This is a genomic window from Streptomyces albiaxialis (genome assembly GCF_039530985.1).
Taxonomy (GTDB): domain Bacteria; phylum Actinomycetota; class Actinomycetes; order Streptomycetales; family Streptomycetaceae; genus Streptomyces; species Streptomyces albiaxialis.
The window spans coordinates 91,211-111,221 of the sequence record NZ_BAAAPE010000029.1; the positions used below are offsets into that span (position 1 = coordinate 91,211).

The 20,011-nt window shown below is 72.5% G+C and carries 18 protein-coding genes; 10 read left to right on the forward strand and 8 right to left on the reverse strand.

Annotation, left to right across the window (positions count from 1 at the left end; all coding sequences use genetic code 11):
* Positions 1–67: 67 nt before the first annotated feature.
* A complete protein-coding gene (locus ABD343_RS39390) occupies positions 68–490 on the reverse strand; it encodes a DUF4190 domain-containing protein (protein WP_344535569.1) in 423 nt (140 codons plus the stop codon).
* Positions 491–878: 388 nt separating this feature from the next.
* Between ABD343_RS39390 and ABD343_RS39395 the strand changes: the two genes are divergently transcribed.
* From ABD343_RS39395 to ABD343_RS39405, 3 genes are all read left to right on the forward strand, one after another.
* Complete coding sequence (locus tag ABD343_RS39395) at positions 879–1,910, forward strand: adenosine deaminase (RefSeq protein WP_344535570.1); 1,032 nt, start codon at positions 879–881, stop codon at positions 1,908–1,910.
* Positions 1,907–2,614: a glycerophosphodiester phosphodiesterase gene (locus ABD343_RS39400; RefSeq protein WP_344535572.1), complete on the forward strand. Its 708-nt coding sequence runs from the start codon at positions 1,907–1,909 to the stop codon at positions 2,612–2,614. Before ABD343_RS39395 ends, ABD343_RS39400 begins: the two co-directional genes overlap by 4 nt.
* Positions 2,615–2,844: 230 nt before the next feature.
* Entirely contained in the window at positions 2,845–4,047 is a 1,203-nt protein-coding gene (locus ABD343_RS39405; protein ID WP_425578380.1) for a serine hydrolase domain-containing protein, read from the forward strand.
* Here ABD343_RS39405 and ABD343_RS39410 read toward each other — a convergent pair.
* From ABD343_RS39410 to ABD343_RS39425, 4 genes are read right to left on the reverse strand one after another with little or no spacing between them, the layout of a single operon-like run.
* Positions 4,004–5,533: an APC family permease gene (locus ABD343_RS39410; RefSeq protein WP_344535574.1), complete on the reverse strand. Its 1,530-nt coding sequence runs from the start codon at positions 5,531–5,533 to the stop codon at positions 4,004–4,006. The genes ABD343_RS39405 and ABD343_RS39410 overlap by 44 nt on opposite strands.
* A complete protein-coding gene (locus ABD343_RS39415; protein ID WP_344535576.1) occupies positions 5,530–5,844 on the reverse strand; it encodes a hypothetical protein in 315 nt (104 codons plus the stop codon). Before ABD343_RS39415 ends, ABD343_RS39410 begins: the two co-directional genes overlap by 4 nt.
* Positions 5,841–7,385, reverse strand: a complete 1,545-nt coding sequence (locus tag ABD343_RS39420) for an FAD-binding oxidoreductase (RefSeq protein ID WP_344535578.1) — start codon at positions 7,383–7,385, stop codon at positions 5,841–5,843. Before ABD343_RS39420 ends, ABD343_RS39415 begins: the two co-directional genes overlap by 4 nt.
* Complete coding sequence (locus ABD343_RS39425; RefSeq protein ID WP_344535579.1) at positions 7,382–8,686, reverse strand: (Fe-S)-binding protein; 1,305 nt, start codon at positions 8,684–8,686, stop codon at positions 7,382–7,384. The genes ABD343_RS39420 and ABD343_RS39425 overlap by 4 nt, the downstream gene beginning before the upstream one ends.
* 74 nt (positions 8,687–8,760) lie before the next feature.
* Here ABD343_RS39425 and ABD343_RS39430 point away from each other — a divergent pair, with 74 nt between their 5' ends.
* Entirely contained in the window at positions 8,761–9,600 is an 840-nt protein-coding gene (locus ABD343_RS39430; protein WP_344535580.1) for a FadR/GntR family transcriptional regulator, read from the forward strand.
* A complete protein-coding gene (locus ABD343_RS39435; RefSeq protein ID WP_344535581.1) occupies positions 9,593–10,342 on the forward strand; it encodes a cache domain-containing protein in 750 nt (249 codons plus the stop codon). Before ABD343_RS39430 ends, ABD343_RS39435 begins: the two co-directional genes overlap by 8 nt.
* A 15-nt stretch (positions 10,343–10,357) precedes the next feature.
* Here ABD343_RS39435 and ABD343_RS39440 read toward each other — a convergent pair whose 3' ends face one another.
* Both ABD343_RS39440 and ABD343_RS39445 read right to left on the reverse strand, forming a co-directional pair.
* Positions 10,358–10,714, reverse strand: a complete 357-nt coding sequence (locus tag ABD343_RS39440) for a zinc-ribbon domain-containing protein (protein ID WP_344535582.1) — start codon at positions 10,712–10,714, stop codon at positions 10,358–10,360.
* Between the two features lie 179 nt (positions 10,715–10,893).
* Positions 10,894–12,327: a gamma-aminobutyraldehyde dehydrogenase gene (locus ABD343_RS39445; RefSeq protein ID WP_344535584.1), complete on the reverse strand. Its 1,434-nt coding sequence runs from the start codon at positions 12,325–12,327 to the stop codon at positions 10,894–10,896.
* Positions 12,328–12,498: 171 nt separating this feature from the next.
* On the opposite strand from ABD343_RS39445, the gene ABD343_RS39450 reads away from it, so the two are divergent.
* The 5 genes from ABD343_RS39450 to ABD343_RS39470 all read left to right on the forward strand — a co-directional run bounded on the left by ABD343_RS39450 (position 12,499) and on the right by ABD343_RS39470 (position 19,016).
* On the forward strand, positions 12,499–12,987 hold the full coding sequence (locus ABD343_RS39450; RefSeq protein WP_344535585.1) for an Lrp/AsnC family transcriptional regulator: 489 nt from the start codon (positions 12,499–12,501) through the stop codon (positions 12,985–12,987).
* Positions 12,972–14,378 (forward strand): aspartate aminotransferase family protein, encoded by a 1,407-nt coding sequence (locus tag ABD343_RS39455; RefSeq protein WP_344535587.1) that lies wholly within the window; start codon positions 12,972–12,974, stop codon positions 14,376–14,378. Before ABD343_RS39450 ends, ABD343_RS39455 begins: the two co-directional genes overlap by 16 nt.
* 126 nt (positions 14,379–14,504) lie before the next feature.
* Complete coding sequence (locus ABD343_RS39460) at positions 14,505–15,272, forward strand: ABC transporter ATP-binding protein (RefSeq protein WP_344535588.1); 768 nt, start codon at positions 14,505–14,507, stop codon at positions 15,270–15,272.
* On the forward strand, positions 15,254–16,411 hold the full coding sequence (locus ABD343_RS39465) for a hypothetical protein (protein ID WP_344535590.1): 1,158 nt from the start codon (positions 15,254–15,256) through the stop codon (positions 16,409–16,411). The genes ABD343_RS39460 and ABD343_RS39465 overlap by 19 nt, the downstream gene beginning before the upstream one ends.
* 112 nt (positions 16,412–16,523) lie before the next feature.
* Positions 16,524–19,016 (forward strand): helix-turn-helix transcriptional regulator, encoded by a 2,493-nt coding sequence (locus ABD343_RS39470; protein WP_344535591.1) that lies wholly within the window; start codon positions 16,524–16,526, stop codon positions 19,014–19,016.
* Positions 19,017–19,245: 229 nt separating this feature from the next.
* Here ABD343_RS39470 and ABD343_RS39475 read toward each other — a convergent pair whose 3' ends face one another.
* Positions 19,246–19,449, reverse strand: coding sequence for a hypothetical protein (locus tag ABD343_RS39475; protein WP_344535593.1), 204 nt, complete (start codon positions 19,447–19,449; stop codon positions 19,246–19,248).
* Positions 19,450–20,011 lie beyond the last annotated feature (562 nt).

Here is a 20,011-nt window from a genome sequence, read left to right on the forward strand (position 1 = left end):
TCCAACAAGGGATTCCGTCGTTGCCTTTTGGTTACGCCACGGAATCAACACTCGACCGGGGGCGCGTTCACCGGTTCAGCACCCGCGTGGCCACCACGCCGCGCGCATCGTAGGAATCCGGGTCGGAGCCGCCGCCCGGGCCCGGCTCGTCGGGGTCGTCCGAGGCGCTCGCCAGCGCCACGGCCAGCAGGACGCTGACGGTCACGGACAGGCACAGGCCGACGATCCCCATCACGAAGCCCGACGACGCCTGACCGCGTCCGCCCAGCTCACCGCGGCGCACCCGGCGCCGCGCGCCGACGCCCAGGCAGAGCGCGACCACCGAGGTGATCACCCCGAGCGGGGCGCCCCAGCAGCTCACGGCCAGCACCAGCGAGATGATGCCGAGCACCATCGCCGCGGTGGACATCCCGGTCGGCAGGGGCGGCCCCTGCCATCCGTACCCGTACCCCGACCCGTAGCCGCTGGAAGGCGGGACCGTCCCGTTCATCTGGGAGGACGTCCCGTAGGGCTGCTGCCCGGCAGCGCCGTACGCCCCGTATCCGTAAGGCCCGTGGGAGCCGTGTGGCCCGTAGGAACTGTGTGGCCCGTGGGGACCATGACTCCCGTTCGGCCCGTGCGGCCCGTACGACCCCGGGGATCCATGGGGCCCATGGGGACCTTGGGGGCCGTACGCGGACCCGTAGGGCCCCGTGACGCCCGCTCCGTCCGGTGCGGGCGGTATGGGCGGCGGTATCTCGTCGTCGGGCTGCCCCGACCCCGCGCCGTCTCGCATCGCGTCCCCTCTCGTCCCCCTCCGCACACTCCCTCACCATGCTATTCGCCTGCTCAGACTGCGGGCCTACGATGATCCGGTCCCTACCGAGCCGGAGGCATCCTTGTCCGATCTCACCGCCTTTATCGCCGGACTGCCCAAGGCGGAGCTGCATGTGCACCACGTCGGCTCCGCCTCGCCCCGCATCGTCGCCGAACTCGCCGCCAGGCACCCTGGCTCGAAGGTCCCCGCCGATCCCGAGGCCCTGGCCGACTACTTCACGTTCACCGATTTCGCGCACTTCGTCCAGGTGTACCTCTCGGTGGTCGACCTCATCCGTGACGCCGAGGACGTGCGTCTCCTCACGTACGGCGTCGCCGAGGACATGGCACGGCAGAACATCCGCTACGCGGAGCTGACCGTCACCCCCTACAGCTCGACCTCGCGCGGCATCCCCGACGGCGCCTTCCTGGAGGCCATCGAGGACGCGCGGACCACCGCCGAGCGCGACCTGGGCGTCGTGCTGCGCTGGACCTTCGACATCCCCGGCGAGGCGGGGCTCGCGGCGGCCGAGGAGACCGCGCGGATCGCGACCGAGATGGGCCCCGACGGGCTGGTCTCCTTCGGCCTGGGCGGGCCCGAGATCGGCGTGCCGCGCCCGCAGTTCAAGCCGTACTTCGACCGCGCGCTCGCCGCCGGGCTGCACAGCGTGCCGCACGCGGGCGAGACCACGGGCCCCGGCACGGTCTGGGACGCGCTCACCTCGCTGCGCGCCGAGCGCATCGGCCACGGCACCAGCGCGGCGCAGGATCCCCGGCTGCTGGAGCACCTGGCGGAGCGGGGGATTCCGCTGGAGGTGTGCCCGACGTCCAACATCGCCACGCGCGCCGTCGAGGACCTCGACAGCCACCCGATAGGGGAGATGGTGAAGGCGGGCGTGCTCGTCACCGTCAACAGCGACGACCCGCCCATGTTCGGCACCGACCTCAACGCCGAGTACGGCATCGCCGCGCGGCTGCTGGGCCTGGACGCGCCGGGCGTCGCGGACCTCGCGAAGAACGCCGTACGGGCCTCGTTCCTGGACGCGGCGGGCAAGACCCGGCTGAACGAGGAGATCGACGCCTACCTCGCCGGCTGGCAGCGGCGGGAGCCGTGAGCGCCGGGCGGCGCGCGGTCACGGCCGTCGCGCACCGGGGCGCGCCCTACCGGGCGCGGGAGAACACCCTCGCCTCGTTCCGCGCCGCCGTGGCGGCGGGCGCGGACGCGGTGGAGCTGGACGTACGGCTGACCCGGGACCGCGTCCCCGTCGTGCTGCACGACCGCACCCTGAACCGGCTGTGGGGGCACGACGTGGCGGTCGCCGACGTGACCGCCGAACGGCTCGCCACGCTCACCGGGGACGTGCCTTCCCTCGCCGAGGCGCTGGAGGCCACAGGACCGGTCCGCACCATGATCGACCTCCCCGACCCGACGGCCGCGGCGCCCACGGTCGCGGCCGTACGGGAGGCGGGCGCGGGCGACCGGGTCTACTACTGCGGGGATCCCGGGGCGCTGCGCCTCGTACGGGCCGCCGATCCCGGCGCGGAGCTGGCGCTGACCTGGAACCGGGCGGCGCCCGTACGGCCGACGCTGCTGGACGCGCTGCGTCCCCGGTGGCTGAACTACGGCTTCGGGCTGCTCACCCCGCCCCTCGTCGAACGGGCGCACGCCGACGGCTATCTGGTGTCGGCGTGGACGGCCGACAGCGCGCGGACGATGCGGCGCCTCGCGGCGCTGGGCGCGGACTCGATCACCACGAACCACATCGACCGGATGCTCAGCGTCTTCGGACGGGTGAACGGCGCGAGGGTGGCCCCCTAAGGGCCGTCCCCCGGCGTCACCCCGGGGCGTGGCCGTACGGGAGGAGGATCCGTTTTCTCACTCCCCCGCGAAATGGTGGAGGAAGTTCGTCACGCCAACTTCCTCCACAGGAGCGTCCCTTGAACGACCGCCCGAGCAGCCGTCCCGCAGGTGCCGACCATGCCAGCCGTGCCAGCTATGACGGCCGTACCGGCCGTGCCGATCGCGCGTGCCGGAACCGCCGTGCCCGCCTGCGCGGCCTGACCGTGGCCACCTCTCTGGTGGCGTCCCTGGCCGTCGCGTCCCCGCTTGCGCTGGCGAGCCCTCCGGCGCCCGCTCCGGCGGACGCGGACGTACGGGCCCGGACCGCCGCCGCGACGGACGCTCCCGACCCGAAGGCGCTGCGTGCGGCCCTCGCCGGACTGCCCGACGACGACACGACCGCGGCGCTCGTACGGGTGGGCGGTACGGGCGGCACCTGGCGCGGTTCCGCCGGGGTCGCCGACGTGCGCACCGGGCGCGACGCGCTGCCGCACGGCCGTTTCCGCGCGGGCAGCACGACCAAGGTCTTCACGGCCGCCGTCGTCCTCCAGCTCGCCGCCGAGCGCCGCGTCGCGCTCGACGCGCCCGTCGCCCGCTACCTGCCGGACCTGCTGCCCGAGCGGTACGCGAAGGTCACCGTAGGGCAGCTCCTGAACCACACCAGCGGCATCCCCGCCGCCGATATACCGGCCGGCGATTTCGAGGAGCTGTACGCGCACCGTTTCGAGACGGTCGCACCGCGCGCCCTGGTCGCCTCGGCCACGGCGAAGAAGCCCGAGTTCCGTCCCGGCACCCGGCAGCACTACCTGAACATCAACTACACCGTGCTGGGCTTCCTGGTCGAGAAGCTCACGCACACCTCCTACGAGGAGGCCGTCAGCGCGCGCGTCCTGCGCCCCCTGGGCCTGCGCCAGACCTCGCTGCCCGGCCACGACCCGCGCCTGACGGGGCCGCACAACAGGGGCTACCAGCGCGTCCCCGCCAAGGACGGCGGCACGCGGCTGCTGGACGTCACCGAGTGGAATTCATCGGCCAGTTGGGCGGCGGGCGACCTCATCTCCACCACGGCCGATCTGGAGCGCTTCCTGCACGCCCTCTTCCGCGGCGACGTGGTGCCGTCCTCGACGCTGCGGAACATGTTCACCGTTCCGGACGTGCCGATGTACGACCCCGAGCCGGGGGACGGCGAAAAGCCCCAGCCTGCCGCGTACAGCATGGGCCTGACCCGCACGACCCTTCCCGACGGGACGGATGTGTGGGGCAAGTCCGGCGGGCGGTACGGCTACAACACCCTGATGGCCGCCCGCCGCGACCTGTCCCGCACCCTCGTCTACTCGGTCAACGCGACCGACGCGAAGGGAGAGGACCTCAACCCGACGGCCCAGCGGATCGTTCAGGCGGCGATGGGCTGACCGTACGGCCAGAGGACACACCCTCGGAAACCGCGTCCCCGTACGCGGCGGTCCCGTGCCGGTACGGCCGTGTCGTCACCAGCACGACCAGTCCGGCGCCGACGACCACCGCGCCGGACAGCAGCGTGAGGTAGTCGTCGTACCAGGCGGCCTCCGGGGTGCGCGGCCAGACCATGTTCACCATGGCCGCGACCCCGTACACCAGGGCCGCGGCGTTCACCGCCAGCCCCCAGCGGCCCAGGGTGAAGCTTCCGGAAGGGCGCCACCCCTTGAGGCGGGCGCGCAGGGCGGCGAGGACGACCATCTGGAAGCCCAGGTAGATGCCGAGCACCGCGAAGGAGATGATCTTCGTGGTGGCGTCCTCGGAGACCCGCGAGGCGAGCACCACCAGCGCGGGCACCACGGCCGCCACGCCCAGCGCGTAGGGAGGGACGCCCTGGCGGCGCGAGATGCGCGAGAGGCGGCCGCTGCCGGGGAGCATGCGGTCCCTGGCGTAGGAGTAGAGCAGCCTGCTGGCGGCGGCCTGGAGGCTGAGCGCGCACGAGAGGAACGAGATCAGCACGATCCCGAGCACCACCCGCGCGCCCCAGGTGCCGAAGGCCGCGCCCAGCACGCCCGAGACGGGGTCGGCGTCCTCGCCGGAGACGACGGCGCCGATGTCGGGCACGGAGAGCACCAGGGCGAGACAGACGAACGTCGCCGCCGCGCCGCCCACGTAGATCGTCATCCGCATGGCGCGCGGGATGCGCGCGCCCGCGCGCGGCACTTCCTCGGCGACGTCGCCGCACGCCTCGAAGCCGTAGTACTGGAAGACGCCGATCAGGCTGGCCGCAAGGAACGCGCCGAGGTACGAGCCGCCGTGCGCCGCCGAGGTGCCAGCGCCGTCGAAGAGGACGCCGAGGTCCTGGTGGCGTTCGGTGAGCAGCAGCCAGCCTCCTACGGCCAGCGCGCCCAGGATCTCCGTGGTGAAGCCGATGATGGCGGCCAGGCCGAGCAGCCTGGTGCCGCCCGAGTTGAGGAGCGTGGCCAGCGCGATCATCCCGAGGGCGCACAGGACAGTGGTGCCGGTGGAGGGTTCGAGGTCGAGCAGCGCGGCGAGGTAGGGCCCGGAGCCGTAGGTGACGCTCGCGATGGTGACGAGCAGCGCCACGGCGTACACCCAGCCGGTCAGCCACGCCCATTTGCGCCCCCACAGTCTGCGCGCCCAGGGATAGAGACCGCCCGCGACGGGGTACTGGGAGACGATCTCGCCGAAGACGAGTGCCACCAGGAGCTGTCCGACGCCGACGACGAGCAGGCTCCAGATCATCGGGGGCCCGCCCGCCGCCAGGGACGACGCGAACAGCGTGTAGATACCGACGACGGGCGACAGATACGTGAAGCCCAGCGAGAAGTTCGCCCACAGGCTCATCTCGCGCCGGAACTCGGAGGTATAGCCGAGCGCGGCGAGCTGCGCCTCGTCCTGGGTGAGCGGCGTCCCGCTCACGGCTCGGGATCGCCGATCTCGTCGAGGATCTCCTGCCCGGAGACGACCGTGTGCGCCCAGTGCCGGTGCATCCAGGCGAGGTGGTCGGCCCGTCCGGCCGCGATGCGCAGGGTGTCCCAGTTGGGGAAGAGCTGCTGTGCGACGTGGACGGTCATCAGCGCGGGATCGACCTCGAAGACGTGCTCGAAGCGCTCGACGGTCACCTCGCTGACCCGGCGGGCCGGGGGCGGGGTGTGCTCGTCGGCGTAGCGGTAACCGCCGCGCGCGGCGCCGCCGTCGCCGGCATCCGGGGTGCCGCCGTCGCCGCTCATGACGTGCCCTCCCCTTCCGACTCCGCCGGATAGGCGCGGTCCAGGCCGTACTTGCCGGGGTTCATGACGTTGTTCGGGTCGAGGGTCCGCTTGATGTCGAGCATCACGTCGTAGCCGCCGCCGAGTTCGAGGGGGACGAGATCGACCTCGCCCTCGCGGCAGGAGCCGTGGCAGGCGCTGATGGAGCCCCCGTGGCGCAGCGCGACGGCCGCGATCTCGCGCTTGGCGTCGACCCAGGCGGCCCACGTCTCGTCGTCCAGTCGCTGCTCCCAGATGCCGATGTCGATCTCGGTGAGGTAGTCGACGCCGGTGGACGCGCTGGTGTAGCAGAACATGCCCCAGTCGTCGAAGACGTCGTACCGCTCGCGGAGCCTGTCGACGATGGCGTGCCATTCGCGCCGTACGGCGGGCAGTTCGGTGTGGTTGATCGCGGCGTCCTCGCAGTGCCAGCTCATCGGCGCGACCTGCCCGCTACGGGTCCGTCCGTGCAGGGGCGTGGCATAGCGGTCGTGACGGGCGGCCCAGTCGCCCTGGGATATCTCGTCGCCGAGGTATCTCGCCCCCGCATCCCTGGCGACGCGCATGAGGCGCTTGGCGCCCGCCCGTACCTCGTCCTCGTTCCCGTACGCGACGGCGCACACGAGGGCCCGTACGTCCTTGGGCTGCGGGATGTACGCCTCGTCGTCGCGGCGCAGGTAGTCGACCTTCCACTCGTCGAAGAGGACGGCGCCCGCGAACGTGGCGACCCCGGCCTGGGCCAGCTCGCGCACGCACCGGTGCGCGTCGTCGTAGTCGGCGAAGGCCCAGAAGGGCGAGAACTCGGCCTCGGGCTTGGGGAAGAGCTTCAGGGTGGCCTCGGTGGCGATGCCGAGGGTGCCCTGGTGCCCCATGAACAGGTGCTTGAGCTGGTAGCCGCTGGAGCTCTTGGAGACCTTGCGGCCACCGCCGTCCCCCACCCGGATGAGGCGGCCCGTGGGGAGCACGATGTCGAAGCTGAGAACGAGGTCGCGGGTGTGCCCGTAGCGCGAACCGACCAGGGACCAGCCGCTGGTGCCGATCCGCCCTCCGACCAGGGAGCAGGGGTAGGAGGCGGGGTCGTCGGGATAGATCAGCCCGTACGGCCCCAGCACCTCGTTGAGCTTGAGCATGCTGACGCCCGCGCCGACGGTGCAGGTGCGGTTGTCGGTGTCGATCTCCGTGACCGCGTCGAGCCGTTTGACGTCGACGACGATGCCGCGCCGCATGGGCACGGCGCCGTCGGTGAGACCTGTGCCGCCGTCTCGGGGCACGAGGGGGACGCGGTAGGCGTTGGCGATCCGTACGACCTCGGCGACCTCGTCGGCGGTGCCGGGGAGCACCACGAGGTCGGGAACGCGCTGGGACCAGCGGTGCACGGGGAACGGCGCGGGGACGCGGGCACGGCTGAACCTCGCGGTCCTGGACGTGAGGACGTGCGCGCCGCCCAGGACGTCGGTCAGCTCGGCCAGCACGCGGTCCGAGAGGTGCGGCGCGAGGCCGCTCAGCGGCGTGGTGGTGCTCATGCCCCGCCCTCCGTTCCCGGGCGCTTGACCGAGCGATCGGCGGAGTGCTCGTCGGTGCGCTCTACGGGGCGCTCGACGGGCAGGCCGAGGGACTCGGCGAGCAGTTCGTGGATGTCGACGACGTCGATGTCCCGTGCCTGCCCGGCCTCGGCCAGCGGGCGTTCGGACCAGGGGCACGCGGAGACGAGCGTGTCCACCTCCAGCGCGGCGGCCTTCTCGACGCGGCTCTCGCTGATCCTCGCCGTCAGCTCGGGTTTCTCGACGGGCAGCCCTCCCCCGCCGCCGGAGCAGTACGACCACTGGGTCACCCGGTCGACGTCGCGGAACGTGAGTCCGGGGATGGACCGGAGCACCGTGCGGGGCTCCTCCCAGATGCCCTTGCGCTTGTTGAGGCGGCAGGGGTCGTGGTAGGTCACGGTCTTCTCGACGGGCACGGAGGGCGTGAGGGTGCCGTCCTCGATGAGCCGGGCGAGCAGTTCGACGACGAGGACGATCTCGATGTCGAAGTCCTCGCCGAAGTAGGCCGGGTAGTCCTCCGTGAAGGTGATGTAGTCGTGCGGGTCGAGGACGAGCACCCGGCGCACGCCGCTCGCGCGCCAGTCGGCCAGGTTGTGCTCGGCGAAGCGCCGCGACTGCTCCACGTACCCCATCTCGGCCGCGGGCCCGCCGCAGCACCACTGCTCGCGCATCAGCCCGAACTCGTATCCGGCGTGCTTCAGGACGCGGGCGACGGCGCGCGGCAGGGAGGTGCGGGAGAACGCGGCCTCGCAGTCGACGAACAGGATGGTCTCCCCGCCGACGGGGAGGTCGAGTCCCGCCGCCCAGTCGGCGACGTTCTCCTGGCTGACGGGCGTGCCGTTCAGCACGGGCTCGTGCCGGCGCTCGTCGGTGAGCTGGTTCCAGCGCTGGTACCCGGGCTGGTGGACGCCGTGGTCGACGGCCAGGGCCCGCATCTTCTTGACGAGGTCGACGGTGCGGGTGCGGAAGCGGTAGAAGTCGCCGGTGAACAGGGTGTTGGGACAGCGCAGTTCGCAGGCGCCGCACTGGGTGCAGTTGACGTAGTCCTCGGCGACGTCCTCGACGGACAGTTCGCCCTGTTCCATCGCGACGACGTTGGCGTGGAAGGCCGTCGGGGTCCACGACTCGTTCCGCGTGACCTGCATGACGGGACAGACCTCCCGGCAGAACTTGTGCCCGGAGGAGAAGCAGTTGTAGGCCGCGTTCCGCCAGTCGGCGATGAACTCCGCGGCCTGGGGGGACGGATGCTGGGGGGACGGATGAGGGTGCTCGGTCTCAGACATGAGGGCTCCTCGCGGCGTCCGAATGGCCGATAACATATGACTTCATAGTTCAATGGGCAAGGGAGTGTGCGGCGTTGAATGACGGCGACGGCGACGGCAGGGGCAGCGGCGGGGCACGGCGGGGTGAGGCGGGGGACGGCGCCGCGCGGCACCTGGTCTTCGCGCCGCTCCGGACGGGCGGCCGCGCCGACGAGGTGGCGCGCCGCATCAGCGAGGCGGTCGGCCTGGGCCTCATAGCGGACGGGGAGCAGCTCCCCAGCGAACTGGCCCTGTCGGGCGCGCTGAACGTCTCGACGGTGACCCTCCGCGAGGCCCTCTCCGTGCTGCGCCACAAGGGCCTCGTGGAGACCCGCAGGGGCCGGGGCGGGGGAAGTTTTGTCCGCGCGCCTGTTGACCCGTCGGTGGAGCGTCTGCGGACCCTGTTGCGGGACACCGGCGCGCACGAGCTGCGGGAGATCGGCGACATGCAGCTCGCGGTGAGCGGGACGGCCGCCAGGCTGGCCGCCTCGCGCGCGTCGGAGAGCCAGCTCGCACGGCTGCGCGGGCTGGTCGGTCAGCTCGCCGCCGCACGCACGGCGGGCGAACGCAGGAGGGCAGACGGACGGTTCCACATCGAGATCGCGGCCGCCGCCCAGTCGGCGCGTCTGACGCGGCAGGAGATCGACCTGCAGAGCGAGATCGGGGAGCTGCTGTGGATCCCCTTCGGCGAGGCGGTGGCGCACACGGACGCCGTCGAGCAGCACCGTTCGATCCTCGCGGCCGTCGAGGAGGGCGACGGGGACCTCGCGCGGGAGCGCGGCGAGGCCCATGTGGAGAGCGGCGTCACCCGGCTGATCGAGTTCCATCTCCAGCTCGCCGCGCGGCCGGGCACCGAACGGCCGGACACAGAACGTAGGGGGACCGACGATGGCTGACCGTACCGCTCACGCCCCGCGCGACCGTACGGCCGCGGCACGCGCCGCCTTCGTGGAGGTGCTGCGCGAGATCTTCGACGGGGTCGCCGTCCTGGGCGGCCTGGCCGGGGCGCTGCACAGCGGCGCCGCGGCGGAGGGCAGGGCACCCGCCTCCGGCGAGCTGGCCGCCCTCCGGCCGACCGTGCTGGCCCGGCTGGCCGCGCCCGGCGGGATCCTGGCGGGCACGGGCGTGATCGCCGCGCCGGACGTGCTCGCGGACCGTTCCCGCTGGCTGGAATGGTGGCGCCTGCCGCACGACCGCAAGGGCGAACCGTCGCCCCTCTCGGTGGACCTCGATCCGTACAGCGTGGGCGGTTACGAGTATCCCGCGGCGGAATGGTTCGAGATTCCGCGCCGTACGGGCCAGAAAGCGGTGGTCGGTCCGTACGTCGATTACGCGGGGACCGACGAGTACATCCTGACGTTCGCCGCGCCGGTGCTCAGCGAGGCGGGGTTCTTCGGCGTCGCCGCCGCCGATGTCCGGGCCACCGATCTGGAACGGGCGGCCCTGCCGCTGCTCCACGCGACGGGCCCCGGCACGCTCCTGGTCAATCCCTCGGGCCGTGTGCTGGCCTCCAACACGCCGGCGGTGGTGGCCGGTTCGCTGGCGCCTCCGGGGCACCCGGCGGGCGACGCGCTGCCCTCCGGCGAGGTGTGGCGCGAGTGCGCGGGCCTGCCCTGGAGGCTGCTCGGCGCGGAGTGACCCGGCCGGTACGGCTCAGGACTGGTAGGGGTTCTGCGGAGGCTGCGGCTGCTGCGGCTGCTGCGGCTGCTGCTGGGCGAAGGGATTGCCGGACGGCGCGCCCTGCTGGGGCTGCTGCATGCCCTGCGGCGCCCCGCCGCCCTGGGCGAGGAGCTGCTCGGCGTTCTCCTTGGAGACCTCGCTCGCTGCCCCGCAGAACGTGCACTGGAGCGAGTGCTTCGCGGGTGCGATCGGGAAGAGCGGGATGAAGAAGAGGGAGAACTTGGTGACCCTCTTGCGCAGCGCGTGCGCGGACGGGTTGCCGCAGAATCCGCAGAGCAGGTTCAGCATCGCGAGCTGCAGCGTCTTGCTGCTGGTGCCGAAGATGATCACGGCGGCTCCCTTCCCGAGTGCGTACGGTGCGTCGGTGCGTCCGTACCGCGGCCGTGACGCCAGCCAACCATCCGGCGGGTGCGGGGCGTAAGGCGGAGCGTGTAACAGCCCTGCCCCAACACCCCGCACCCGGACGGTCACGCGCGCGGACGCCCGTACTGCAGCACGGTCATCACGTACTACAGCGCGGTCATCACGTGCTTCACACGCGTGTAGTCCTCCAGCCCGTACATGGACAGGTCCTTGCCGTACCCGGACTTCTTGAAGCCGCCGTGGGGCATCTCGGCGACGAGCGGGATGTGGGTGTTGATCCACACGCAGCCGAAGTCGAGGGCCCTGGACAGCCGCATGGCCGTGCCGTGGTCCGTCGTCCACACGGAGGACGCGAGGGCGTAGTCGACGTCGTTGGCCCACTCGACGGCCTGTGCCTCGTCGGTGAACTTCTGGACGGTGATGACGGGGCCGAAGACCTCGTTCTGGATGATCTCGTCGTCCTGCTTGAGCCCGGAGACGACGGTCGGCGCGTAGAAGTACCCCTTGTCCCCGACGCGCTCGCCGCCCGCCTCGACCTTGGCGTGGGCGGGGAGGCGGTCGATGAAGCCGGCGACCTTCTCCAGGTGGGTCGGGTTGTTCAGCGCTCCGTACGCGCAGTCCGGGTCGCTCAGGTCGCCCGTCTTGACCTCGGCGGCGGCCTTGGCGAGGGCGGTGACGAACTCCTCGTACACGCCCTCCTGGACGAGCACGCGCGTGGCGGCCGTGCAGTCCTGTCCGGCGTTGAAGAAGCCGCCGTCCCGGATGCCCTCGACGGCGGCGGGGATGTCCGCGTCGTCGAAGACCACGCAGGGGGCCTTGCCGCCCAGCTCCAGGTGGACCCGCTTGAGGTCCTTGGCGCCGCTGCCCGCGACCTCCATGCCCGCGCGCACGGAGCCGGTGATGGAGGCCATGGCGGGGGTCTTGTGCTCGACCATGAGGCGGCCGGTGTCGCGGTCGCCGCACACGACGTTGAAGACGCCCTTGGGGAGGATCTCGCCCATGACCTCGGCCAGGAAGACCGTGGAGGCGGGGGTGGTGTCGGAGGGCTTGATGACGACCGTGTTGCCCGCCGCCAGCGCGGGGGCGAACTTCCATACGGCCATCATCGCCGGGTAGTTCCACGGGGCGACCTGGGCGCACACGCCGATCGGCTCGCGGCGCACGAAGGAGGTGAGGCCCTCCATGTACTCGCCGGCGGACTTGCCGTCCAGCATGCGCGCGGCACCCGCGAAGAAGCGGATCTGGTCGAGCATCATCGGCAGCTCCTCCTGCCGGGTCAGCTCCAGCGGCTTGCCGCAGTTCTCGCACTCGGCGGCCAGCAGCTCGTCCGCGCGGGCCTCGATGGCGTCCGCGATCTTCAGGATGGCCATCTGGCGGGTGGCGGGGGTGGCGTCGCGCCAGGCCGGGAAGGCGGCCTCGGCGGCGGCCATGGCGGCGTCCACGTCCGCCGCGCCGGAGAGCGGCGCGGTGGCGTACGCCTCGCCCGTCGCCGGGTTGACCACCTCGGTGGTCCGGCCGTCAGCGGCGTCCCTGAACTCCCCGTCGATGTAGTTGCGCAGCCGACGCAGCTCGGTGGTCACTTCGCACCCCTCCTGCTCCGTTGTCCAATGGGCGAGACCGCCACCCTAACCGGCCGGACAACGCTTTCGATACACCCACACCTCCAGAACAACGGATTCAGTTCCGAATGGCGTCTATCACTGCGGATTACATTGATTACGGGTTGCAGGACAGTGGATGTCTCATGCACAGTGGCAGACGTGGCTCGCGACTCGAAGAAGACCAACGGCTCCCGGTCCCTGGACGACGTGTCCCTGGCGATCATCGAACAGCTCCAGGAGGACGGCAGGAGGCCGTACGCCGCGATCGGCAAGGCCGTCGGCCTGTCGGAGGCGGCCGTGCGGCAGCGCGTCCAGAAGCTCCAGGAGCAGGGCGTCATGCAGATCGTCGCCGTGACCGATCCGCTGACCGTCGGCTTCATGCGCCAGGCGATGCTCGGCATCACCGTCGACGGTGACGTCGAGCCGGTCGCCGACGCGCTCGCGGAGCTCGAAGAGGTCGACTACGTCGTGATCGCGGCGGGCTCGTTCGACCTCCTCGTCGAGATCGTGTGCCAGGACGACGAGCACCTGCTCGAACTCATCAACAAGCGCATCCGGTCCCTGCCCGGCGTGCGCTCCACCGAGAGTTTCGTCTACCTCAAGCTGCGCAAGCAGACCTACACATGGGGAACGCGATAACAGTGAGCCCAGAAAACCACTCCGGCCCGACCTCCCAGGACCTCTCCGACTCCGCACGCGACCACCTGTGGATGCACTTCACCCGCATGTCGTCGTACGACAAGGCGCCGGTCCCGACCATCGCCCGCGGCGAGGGCGCGTACATCTTCGACACGAACGGCAAGCGGTACCTCGACGGTCTCGCCGGCCTCTTCGTCGTCCAGGCCGGTCACGGACGCGCCGAGCTGGCCGAGGCCGCCAACAAGCAGGCGCAGGACCTCGCGTTCTTCCCGATCTGGTCCTACGCCCACCCCAAAGCCGTCGAGCTGGCCGAGCGGCTCGCGCAGCACGCCCCGGGCGACCTGAACAAGGTCTTCTTCACCACCGGCGGCGGCGAGGCCGTGGAGACCGCCTGGAAGCTCGCCAAGCAGTACCACAAGCTCACCGGCAACCCCCTCAAGCACAAGGTGATCTCCCGCGCCGTCGCCTACCACGGCACGCCGCAGGGCGCTCTGTCCATCACCGGGCTGCCCGCGCTCAAGGCGCCCTTCGAGCCGCTGGTGCCCGGCGCGCACAAGGTGCCCAACACCAACATCTACCGGGCGCCGATCCACGGCGACGACCCCGAGGCGTTCGGCCGCTGGGCCGCCGACCAGATCGAGCAGCAGATCCTCTTCGAGGGTCCCGAGACGGTCGCCGCGGTCTTCCTGGAGCCCGTGCAGAACGCGGGCGGCTGCTTCCCGCCGCCGCCCGGCTACTTCCAGCGGGTGCGCGAGATCTGCGACCAGTACGACGTGCTGCTCGTCTCCGACGAGGTCATCTGCGCGTTCGGCCGGCTGGGCACGATGTTCGCCTGCGACAAGTTCGGCTATGTGCCGGACATCATCACCTGCGCCAAGGGCATGACCTCCGGGTACTCGCCCATAGGGGCCGCGATCATCTCCGACCGGCTCGCCGAGCCCTTCTGGAAGGGCGACAACACCTTCCTGCACGGCTACACCTTCGGCGGCCACCCGGTCTCCTCGGCGGTCGCGCTCGCCAACCTCGACATCTTCGAGCGCGAGGGCCTCAACCAGCACGTGCTCGACAACGAGACGGCGTTCTTCGACACCCTCAAGAAGCTGCACGACCTGCCGATCGTCGGGGACGTGCGGGGCAACGGGTTCTTCTACGGGATCGAGCTCGTCAAGGACAAGGCGACCAAGGAGACGTTCACCGAGGAGGAGTCCGAACGGGTGCTCTACGGCTTCCTCTCGAAGGCGCTCTTCGAGGCGGGCCTCTACTGCCGCGCGGACGACCGGGGTGACCCCGTCGTGCAGCTCGCGCCCCCGCTCATCGCGGGCCAGGAGGTCTTCGACGAGGCCGAGCAGATCCTCCGCTCCGTCCTGACGGAGGCCTGGACCAAGCTGTAACGGTTCTCCCTAAGGGGTACCTCCGCTCCGTACCGCACGGGCGGCTCAGTGACCGCTGTGCCCTCCCCTCGTTCACCCAACAGGGGGACGGGCACATCGGCGCACGAACAAGCGGAGGTATCCCCCATGGCCGCCCCACCCGACAACGAGGTGCTCTGGGCACGCGAACTGCACTACGGCTACGGCGACTCGCCCGCCCTCCAAGGCGTCTCCCTCGGCGTCCGGGAGGGCGGGATCCTCGCCGTCACCGGGGCGCGCGGCAGCGGCAAGAGCACGCTGCTGCGCTGCCTGTCCGGGCAGGCCGTGCCCTCCTCCGGCGAGGTCTGGTTCGACGGCGTGCCCGTGCACACCCTGGGCCCCGCCTCGCGCGAACGGCTCCGGCTGGACCGCTTCGGCTGGATCGACAGCAGCCCCCGTCTCGTCCCCGAGCTGACGGCGTGGGAGAACGCGGCGCTGCCCCTCCTGCTGCGCGGCGACGGGCACCGCGCGGCGCGCACGGCCGCCCGTGAATGGCTCGACCGTCTCGACGTCGGCGGCTGCGCCCGCAGGCGCCCCGCCGTGCTCTCGCAGGCCCAGCGGCAGCGGGTGGCCGTGGCCCGCGCGCTGGTCCACTCCCCCGACGTGCTCTTCGCGGACGAGCCGACCGCGCCGCTGCACCAGCCGGACCGGGCGCAGGTGCTGCGCACCCTGAGCGCGGCGGCCCGTTCGCACGGCATCACCGTGGTCCTGGCGACCCACGACCTGACGGTGACCGCGCAGGACCTCACCACGGACGAGGCGGGCGCGACGCTCGCCGACCGCGCCGTCACCCTGGCCGACGGCCGCCGGGTGACCACGCGGCCCGCGCACGGCCAGGAAGCGGAGGGCCAGTCGGCGTGCTCGCTCTCCGTCTAGCCCGCGGCGCGCGCCCGTTCGCGCTGCTGCGCAGGCTCCCGCTCCTTGCCGCCTCCGCGGGCGTCAGCGCGCTGCTGCTGGCCACGCTCGCCCACGCCCACACCCACCGCGGCCACACCGCCGAGTCCGCCGCACGGCTGCTGTGGTGCCTGGTTCCGCTGGCCGTCACGGCGGGCCTGGCCGGGGCGCTGGCCCGTACGGACACCAGCGGCACGACCCGTGGCGCGCTGGACGCGGCGGGGCTGGGGGCCGCGCGGCTGCCGCTGCTGGCCGCCGCCTCTGCGGCGCTCACCGCCGCGCTGGGCAGCGTCCTGGTGCTGCTCACGGTCACGCTCCCCCGCGAGGATCCGCGCGGGCCCGTGCTGCCCGGTACGGCCGTACGGCTGCCGGCGCCCTCCGAACCGCTGCCCCTGCCCGCGGGGGTGACGCTGCTGTGCGTCGTGCCGCTGGCGGCGGCGCTGGCCGCGGCGTGGGCGACCCGGCCCGGCCGGGAGCCGCGCACGGTCACCGCGCGTTTCGAGGGCGGCGCGGAGAGCGAGAGCGGCCCGGCGCACGTCCCCGGGCCCCGCGCCTCCCTGCTGGGCGGCTGTCTGCTGGCGTCCTGCGGGGCGGCGCTCGGGGTCACCGTCTCGCCGCCCGGCGGCTGGGCGCTGGCCGCGCTCGGCCTGGTGGCGGCGGGCCCCGGCCTGGTGCACGTCACGGGACGGCTGCTGGCCGCCGGGCGCCCGGGCGCCGTACGGCTGCTGGCGGGGCGCGGGCTCCAGCGCGAAGCGCCGCGTGTGGGGCGCCCGTTGGGCGTGCTGTGCGCCGTCGCCTCGGCGGGGCTGGCGGCGGCCTGGGCGCACGGCTCGGCGGCCGGGCGTACCGCCCTGCCGGGCCTCCCCGGGCTGCCGGGCCCGCCGGGCGCGCTGACGGCGCTGGGCGCCGCGGTGGTGCTGTGCTGCGTGGCGGTCGGCGCCCTGACGTCCCTGGCCGGGGTACGGGCGTCCCGCGCGCACGGCACGGCCGTGCTGGCGGGGCTGGGCGCGCCGCGCGCGCTGCTGCGGAGGGTCGCACTGGCGCGCGCCGGGACGCTGCTGTGCGCCCTCGCACTCCTCGTCTGGGTGATGGCGCGCCTGGCACCGCTGCCTGTCGGCTGATGACGGGCGGTGGACCGGTTCGGGGCGCCTGGGTCAACACCCCCTTACCGCACGTAGTGAAACACGTACCCTGTGGCAGGAGACCGTGGATCGGGCCAGGAGGGCGGTAGACGTGCCATTCAGGTTCAGCGGGCGGCGGAGCGGGCAGCTCCCCGCGGAGGTCACCAGTTTCGTGGGGCGCGCGACGGAGCTGGAGGAGCTGCGCCGCATGCTCGGCACCGCCCGGCTGGTCACGCTCACCGGGCCCGGCGGGGTCGGCAAGACCCGTCTCGCCCTCCAGACGGCCCGCTCGCGCCACACCGCGTATCCGGACGGGGTGCGGCTCGTCGAGCTGTCCGGCCTGAAGGATCCCGAGCTGCTGCCGCACACGGTCGCCTCCGCGCTGGACCTGCCCGAGCAGGCCGCGCGGCCGCAGATCGACGCGGTGGTGGAGTATCTCGCCGACCGTGAGCTGCTGCTGATCCTGGACACCTGCGAGCACGTGCTCGACGCGTGCGCGCTGCTGGCCGATCTGCTGCTGCCGGAGGCCCCGGGGCTGACGGTGCTCGCGACGAGCAGACAGCCCCTGGACGTGCCGGGCGAGCACGTGCTGTCCGTTCCGCCGCTGCCCTGCGCCGAGGCGGACGCGCCCGCCTCCGGTGCCGCGCGGCGCGAGGCGCGGCCCGGGGACGCGCTGACGCTGTTCGCCGAGCGCGCCGCGGCGGTCGTCCCGGGCTTCACGCTGACGGAGGCGAACAGGGCGTCGGCGATGGCGCTCTGCCGCCGCCTGGACGGCATTCCGCTGGCGATCGAGCTGGCGGCGGTGCGGCTGCGCGCGCTGCCGCTGGACGAGTTGGCGGAGCGGCTGGGCGACACGTTCGCGCTGCTGGCAGGCGGGCGGCTGACGACGCTGAGCCGCCATCAGACGCTGCGCACCACCATCGGCTGGAGCCACGAGCTGTGCACGCCGCCCGAACGGCTGCTGTGGGCGCGGCTGTCGGTGTTCTCCGGCGCCTTCGACCTGGACGCCGTCGAGCAGATCTGCACGGACTCCGAGCTTCCCGCGGGCGAGGTCGTGCAGCATCTGATCAGTCTTGTCGACAAGTCGGTCGTTCTCCGTATCGAGCAGGACGGTCAGACCCGCTACCGGCTGCTGGACACCATCCGTGAGTACGGTGCCGAGTGGCTGGAGTCGATCGGCGAGACGGAGGCCTGCCGGGACCGTCTGGTCGCGCACTGCCACCGCCGCCTGCGCCACTTCGAGGAACACTTCGCCACGGACGAGCAGTTGCCGCTCCACCTGGCCCTGGCCGCCGACCGCGACAATCTGCGGGCCGCGCTGGAGTACGCGGTCGCCGGAGCGGAGGACGGCAGGGGCAGAGGTGTCCGTACGGGCGGCGCGGCGGGGTCCGGACCGCCGGGCCCCCTGGCGCTCACCGCGTCCATGTGGACGTACTGGGCGTGCGGCGGCCTCCTCACCGAGGCGCGGTACTGGATGGACAAGGCGCTCACCCTCACCCCCCGCTCCCCCGGGACCGCCTCCGACCGGGCCAAGACTCTCACCTGGTACGGGCTGTTCAGCATCATGCAGGGCTCCTGGGAGGCGGCGCTCGCCCCGCTGCGGGAGGCGCACGAGCTGGCGGTGGAGCTGGACGACCCGCTGCTGACCGCCTGGGCTGTCGGCTTCGAGGGAGCCGCCCGCAACTACGGCGGGGAGCACGATCTGGCCCTGACCATGACCGACGAGGCCGTCGCCTTCCTGAGCCGGACCGGTGACCGGCTGACCCGCGTGATGGCCTGCTACGCGAAGGGCTTCGCCTACGCTCTCGCGGCCCGCCCCGACGAGGCGGTGGCCGCCTCCGAGGAGGGCCTGCGCCTGCTGGGCCCGGCCAGCAAGGAGCACTGGAACCAGGGCTATCTGTATCTGGTCAAGGGGTTCGGGCACATCCTGCGCGGCGAGCGCGACGCGTGCGCCGCCGCCGCGCGCCGCGCCCTCACCCTCAAGGGCGAGCTGGGCGACGTCGTCGGTGTCGCCTACAGCCTCAGTCTCCTGGCGTGGGTCGCGCAGCAGCAGGGCCGCCACCGCCGCGCGGCCTGGCTGTACGGGGCGATGATGACGCAGTGGCACGCGGCCGGGGACTCCACGTTCGGCGGTATCGCCACCCTCCAGCTCCTGTGCGACTCGGTGGCCGAGGCCGTCCGCGAAGGCCTCGGCGACGACGTGTTCACCCGTACGGTCCGGCAGGGCGGCCGGCTCACCCTGGAGCAGGCGGTCCTGTTCGGTTCGGACGACGCGGACAGCCTGACGGCCGTGCCCCGCCAGCCGGGCGAGGACGGGCCGCGCCGGGCCGTCCGGCCGGGCCGTACGGACGGGCGGGACGGCCAGGACAGCCGCACCGGCACGGCGGCCCTCACCCGCCGCGAGCGGGAGGTGGCCGGACTCGTCGCGGAGGGCCTGTCGAACAGGGAGATCGCCGAGCGGCTGGTGGTCTCCAAACGGACGGCCGACGCGCACATCGAGCACATCCTGTCCAAGCTGGGCTTCTCCTCACGGGCACAGATCGCCGCGCTCCTCGACGAGCAGCCCGCGCGCACCGAGTCGGGCACTCCCACCGGCCATACCTAGGACCTGTCCGGACGGGTCCGGGGATTTCCGTATACCTACGTCCGCCATGACCGATGCCGGGACACCACGCGCGGGACGACGCTGGGCACTCGTCGGAACTCGTTGTGCGGAGGCGGCAGTGTTCATGGCAGGCATCTTCGACCGCGAGGACGGGGCACCACAGAGCGACAGCCCTGATCTCGTCGGCCGGAGCTGGGAGTCCGCCGAACTGTCCCGGCTGCTGAAACGGTCACGACTGGTGACCGTGGTCGGCCTGGGCGGCGTCGGCAAGAGCGCGCTGGTCGCGGAGGCGGCCCACCGGACGGCGCGGAGCGGCGCCACGGTCGTGGCCGTCGACATGTCCGGCCTGGGCAGCACCGAGCAGATGTTCCAGGCCCTCGCCCGTACGGCGGGCGAGCAGGAGATGCTGCTGGTCATCGACAACTGCGAGCACCTGCTCGCCCCTTCGGCCAGCGGGCTGGGCCAGCTCCTGGCCCTCTCCTCGGGCGTGAGAGCCCTGGTGACGTCGCGGCGCAGACTCGGCACCGAGGGCGAGAGGGTGCTGCCGATGGGGCCGCTGCGGCTGGAGGACGCGGTGGAGCTGCTGGCGCTGCGCGCCGGACAGCTCGGCGTGACCCTGGGCTCCAGCGAGGAGGACAAGATCACGGCGGGCCGGATCTGCCTGCGGCTGGACTGCCTTCCCCTCGCGATCGGCCTGGCGGCGGGCCAGCTCACCTCGCACACCCCCCGCGAGCTGCTGGTGCGGCTGTCCGAGGGCGGCTCGTCGCTCGGCCTGTCCGGCGACGGCGCCGAGGTGCCCGGGAGGCACCGCACGCTGCGCCACTGCCACGGCTGGAGCCACGAGCTGTGCCGGGCGCAGGAGCGGCTGCTGTGGGCGCGGCTGAGCGCGTTCGGCGGCACGTTCACGCGCGTCGCGGCGGAGAAGGTGTGCGCGGACGAGCAGTTGTCGCCCGAGTCGATCCGGCTGGCCCTGGACGGGCTCACGTCGCAGGGGC

Excerpts from the sequence above, each read along its gene's own strand:
- ABD343_RS39390 (WP_344535569.1), bottom strand. The coding sequence starts at position 490 with ATGAACGGGACGGTCCCGCCTTCCAGCGGCTACGGGTCGGGGTACGGG.
- ABD343_RS39415 (WP_344535576.1), bottom strand. The coding sequence starts at position 5,844 with ATGAGCGGCGACGGCGGCACCCCGGATGCCGGCGACGGCGGCGCCGCG.
- ABD343_RS39420 (WP_344535578.1), bottom strand. The coding sequence starts at position 7,385 with ATGAGCACCACCACGCCGCTGAGCGGCCTCGCGCCGCACCTCTCGGAC.
- ABD343_RS39425 (WP_344535579.1), bottom strand. The coding sequence starts at position 8,686 with ATGTCTGAGACCGAGCACCCTCATCCGTCCCCCCAGCATCCGTCCCCC.
- ABD343_RS39435 (WP_344535581.1), top strand. The coding sequence starts at position 9,593 with ATGGCTGACCGTACCGCTCACGCCCCGCGCGACCGTACGGCCGCGGCA.
- ABD343_RS39455 (WP_344535587.1), top strand. The coding sequence starts at position 12,972 with ATGGGGAACGCGATAACAGTGAGCCCAGAAAACCACTCCGGCCCGACC.
- ABD343_RS39460 (WP_344535588.1), top strand. The coding sequence starts at position 14,505 with ATGGCCGCCCCACCCGACAACGAGGTGCTCTGGGCACGCGAACTGCAC.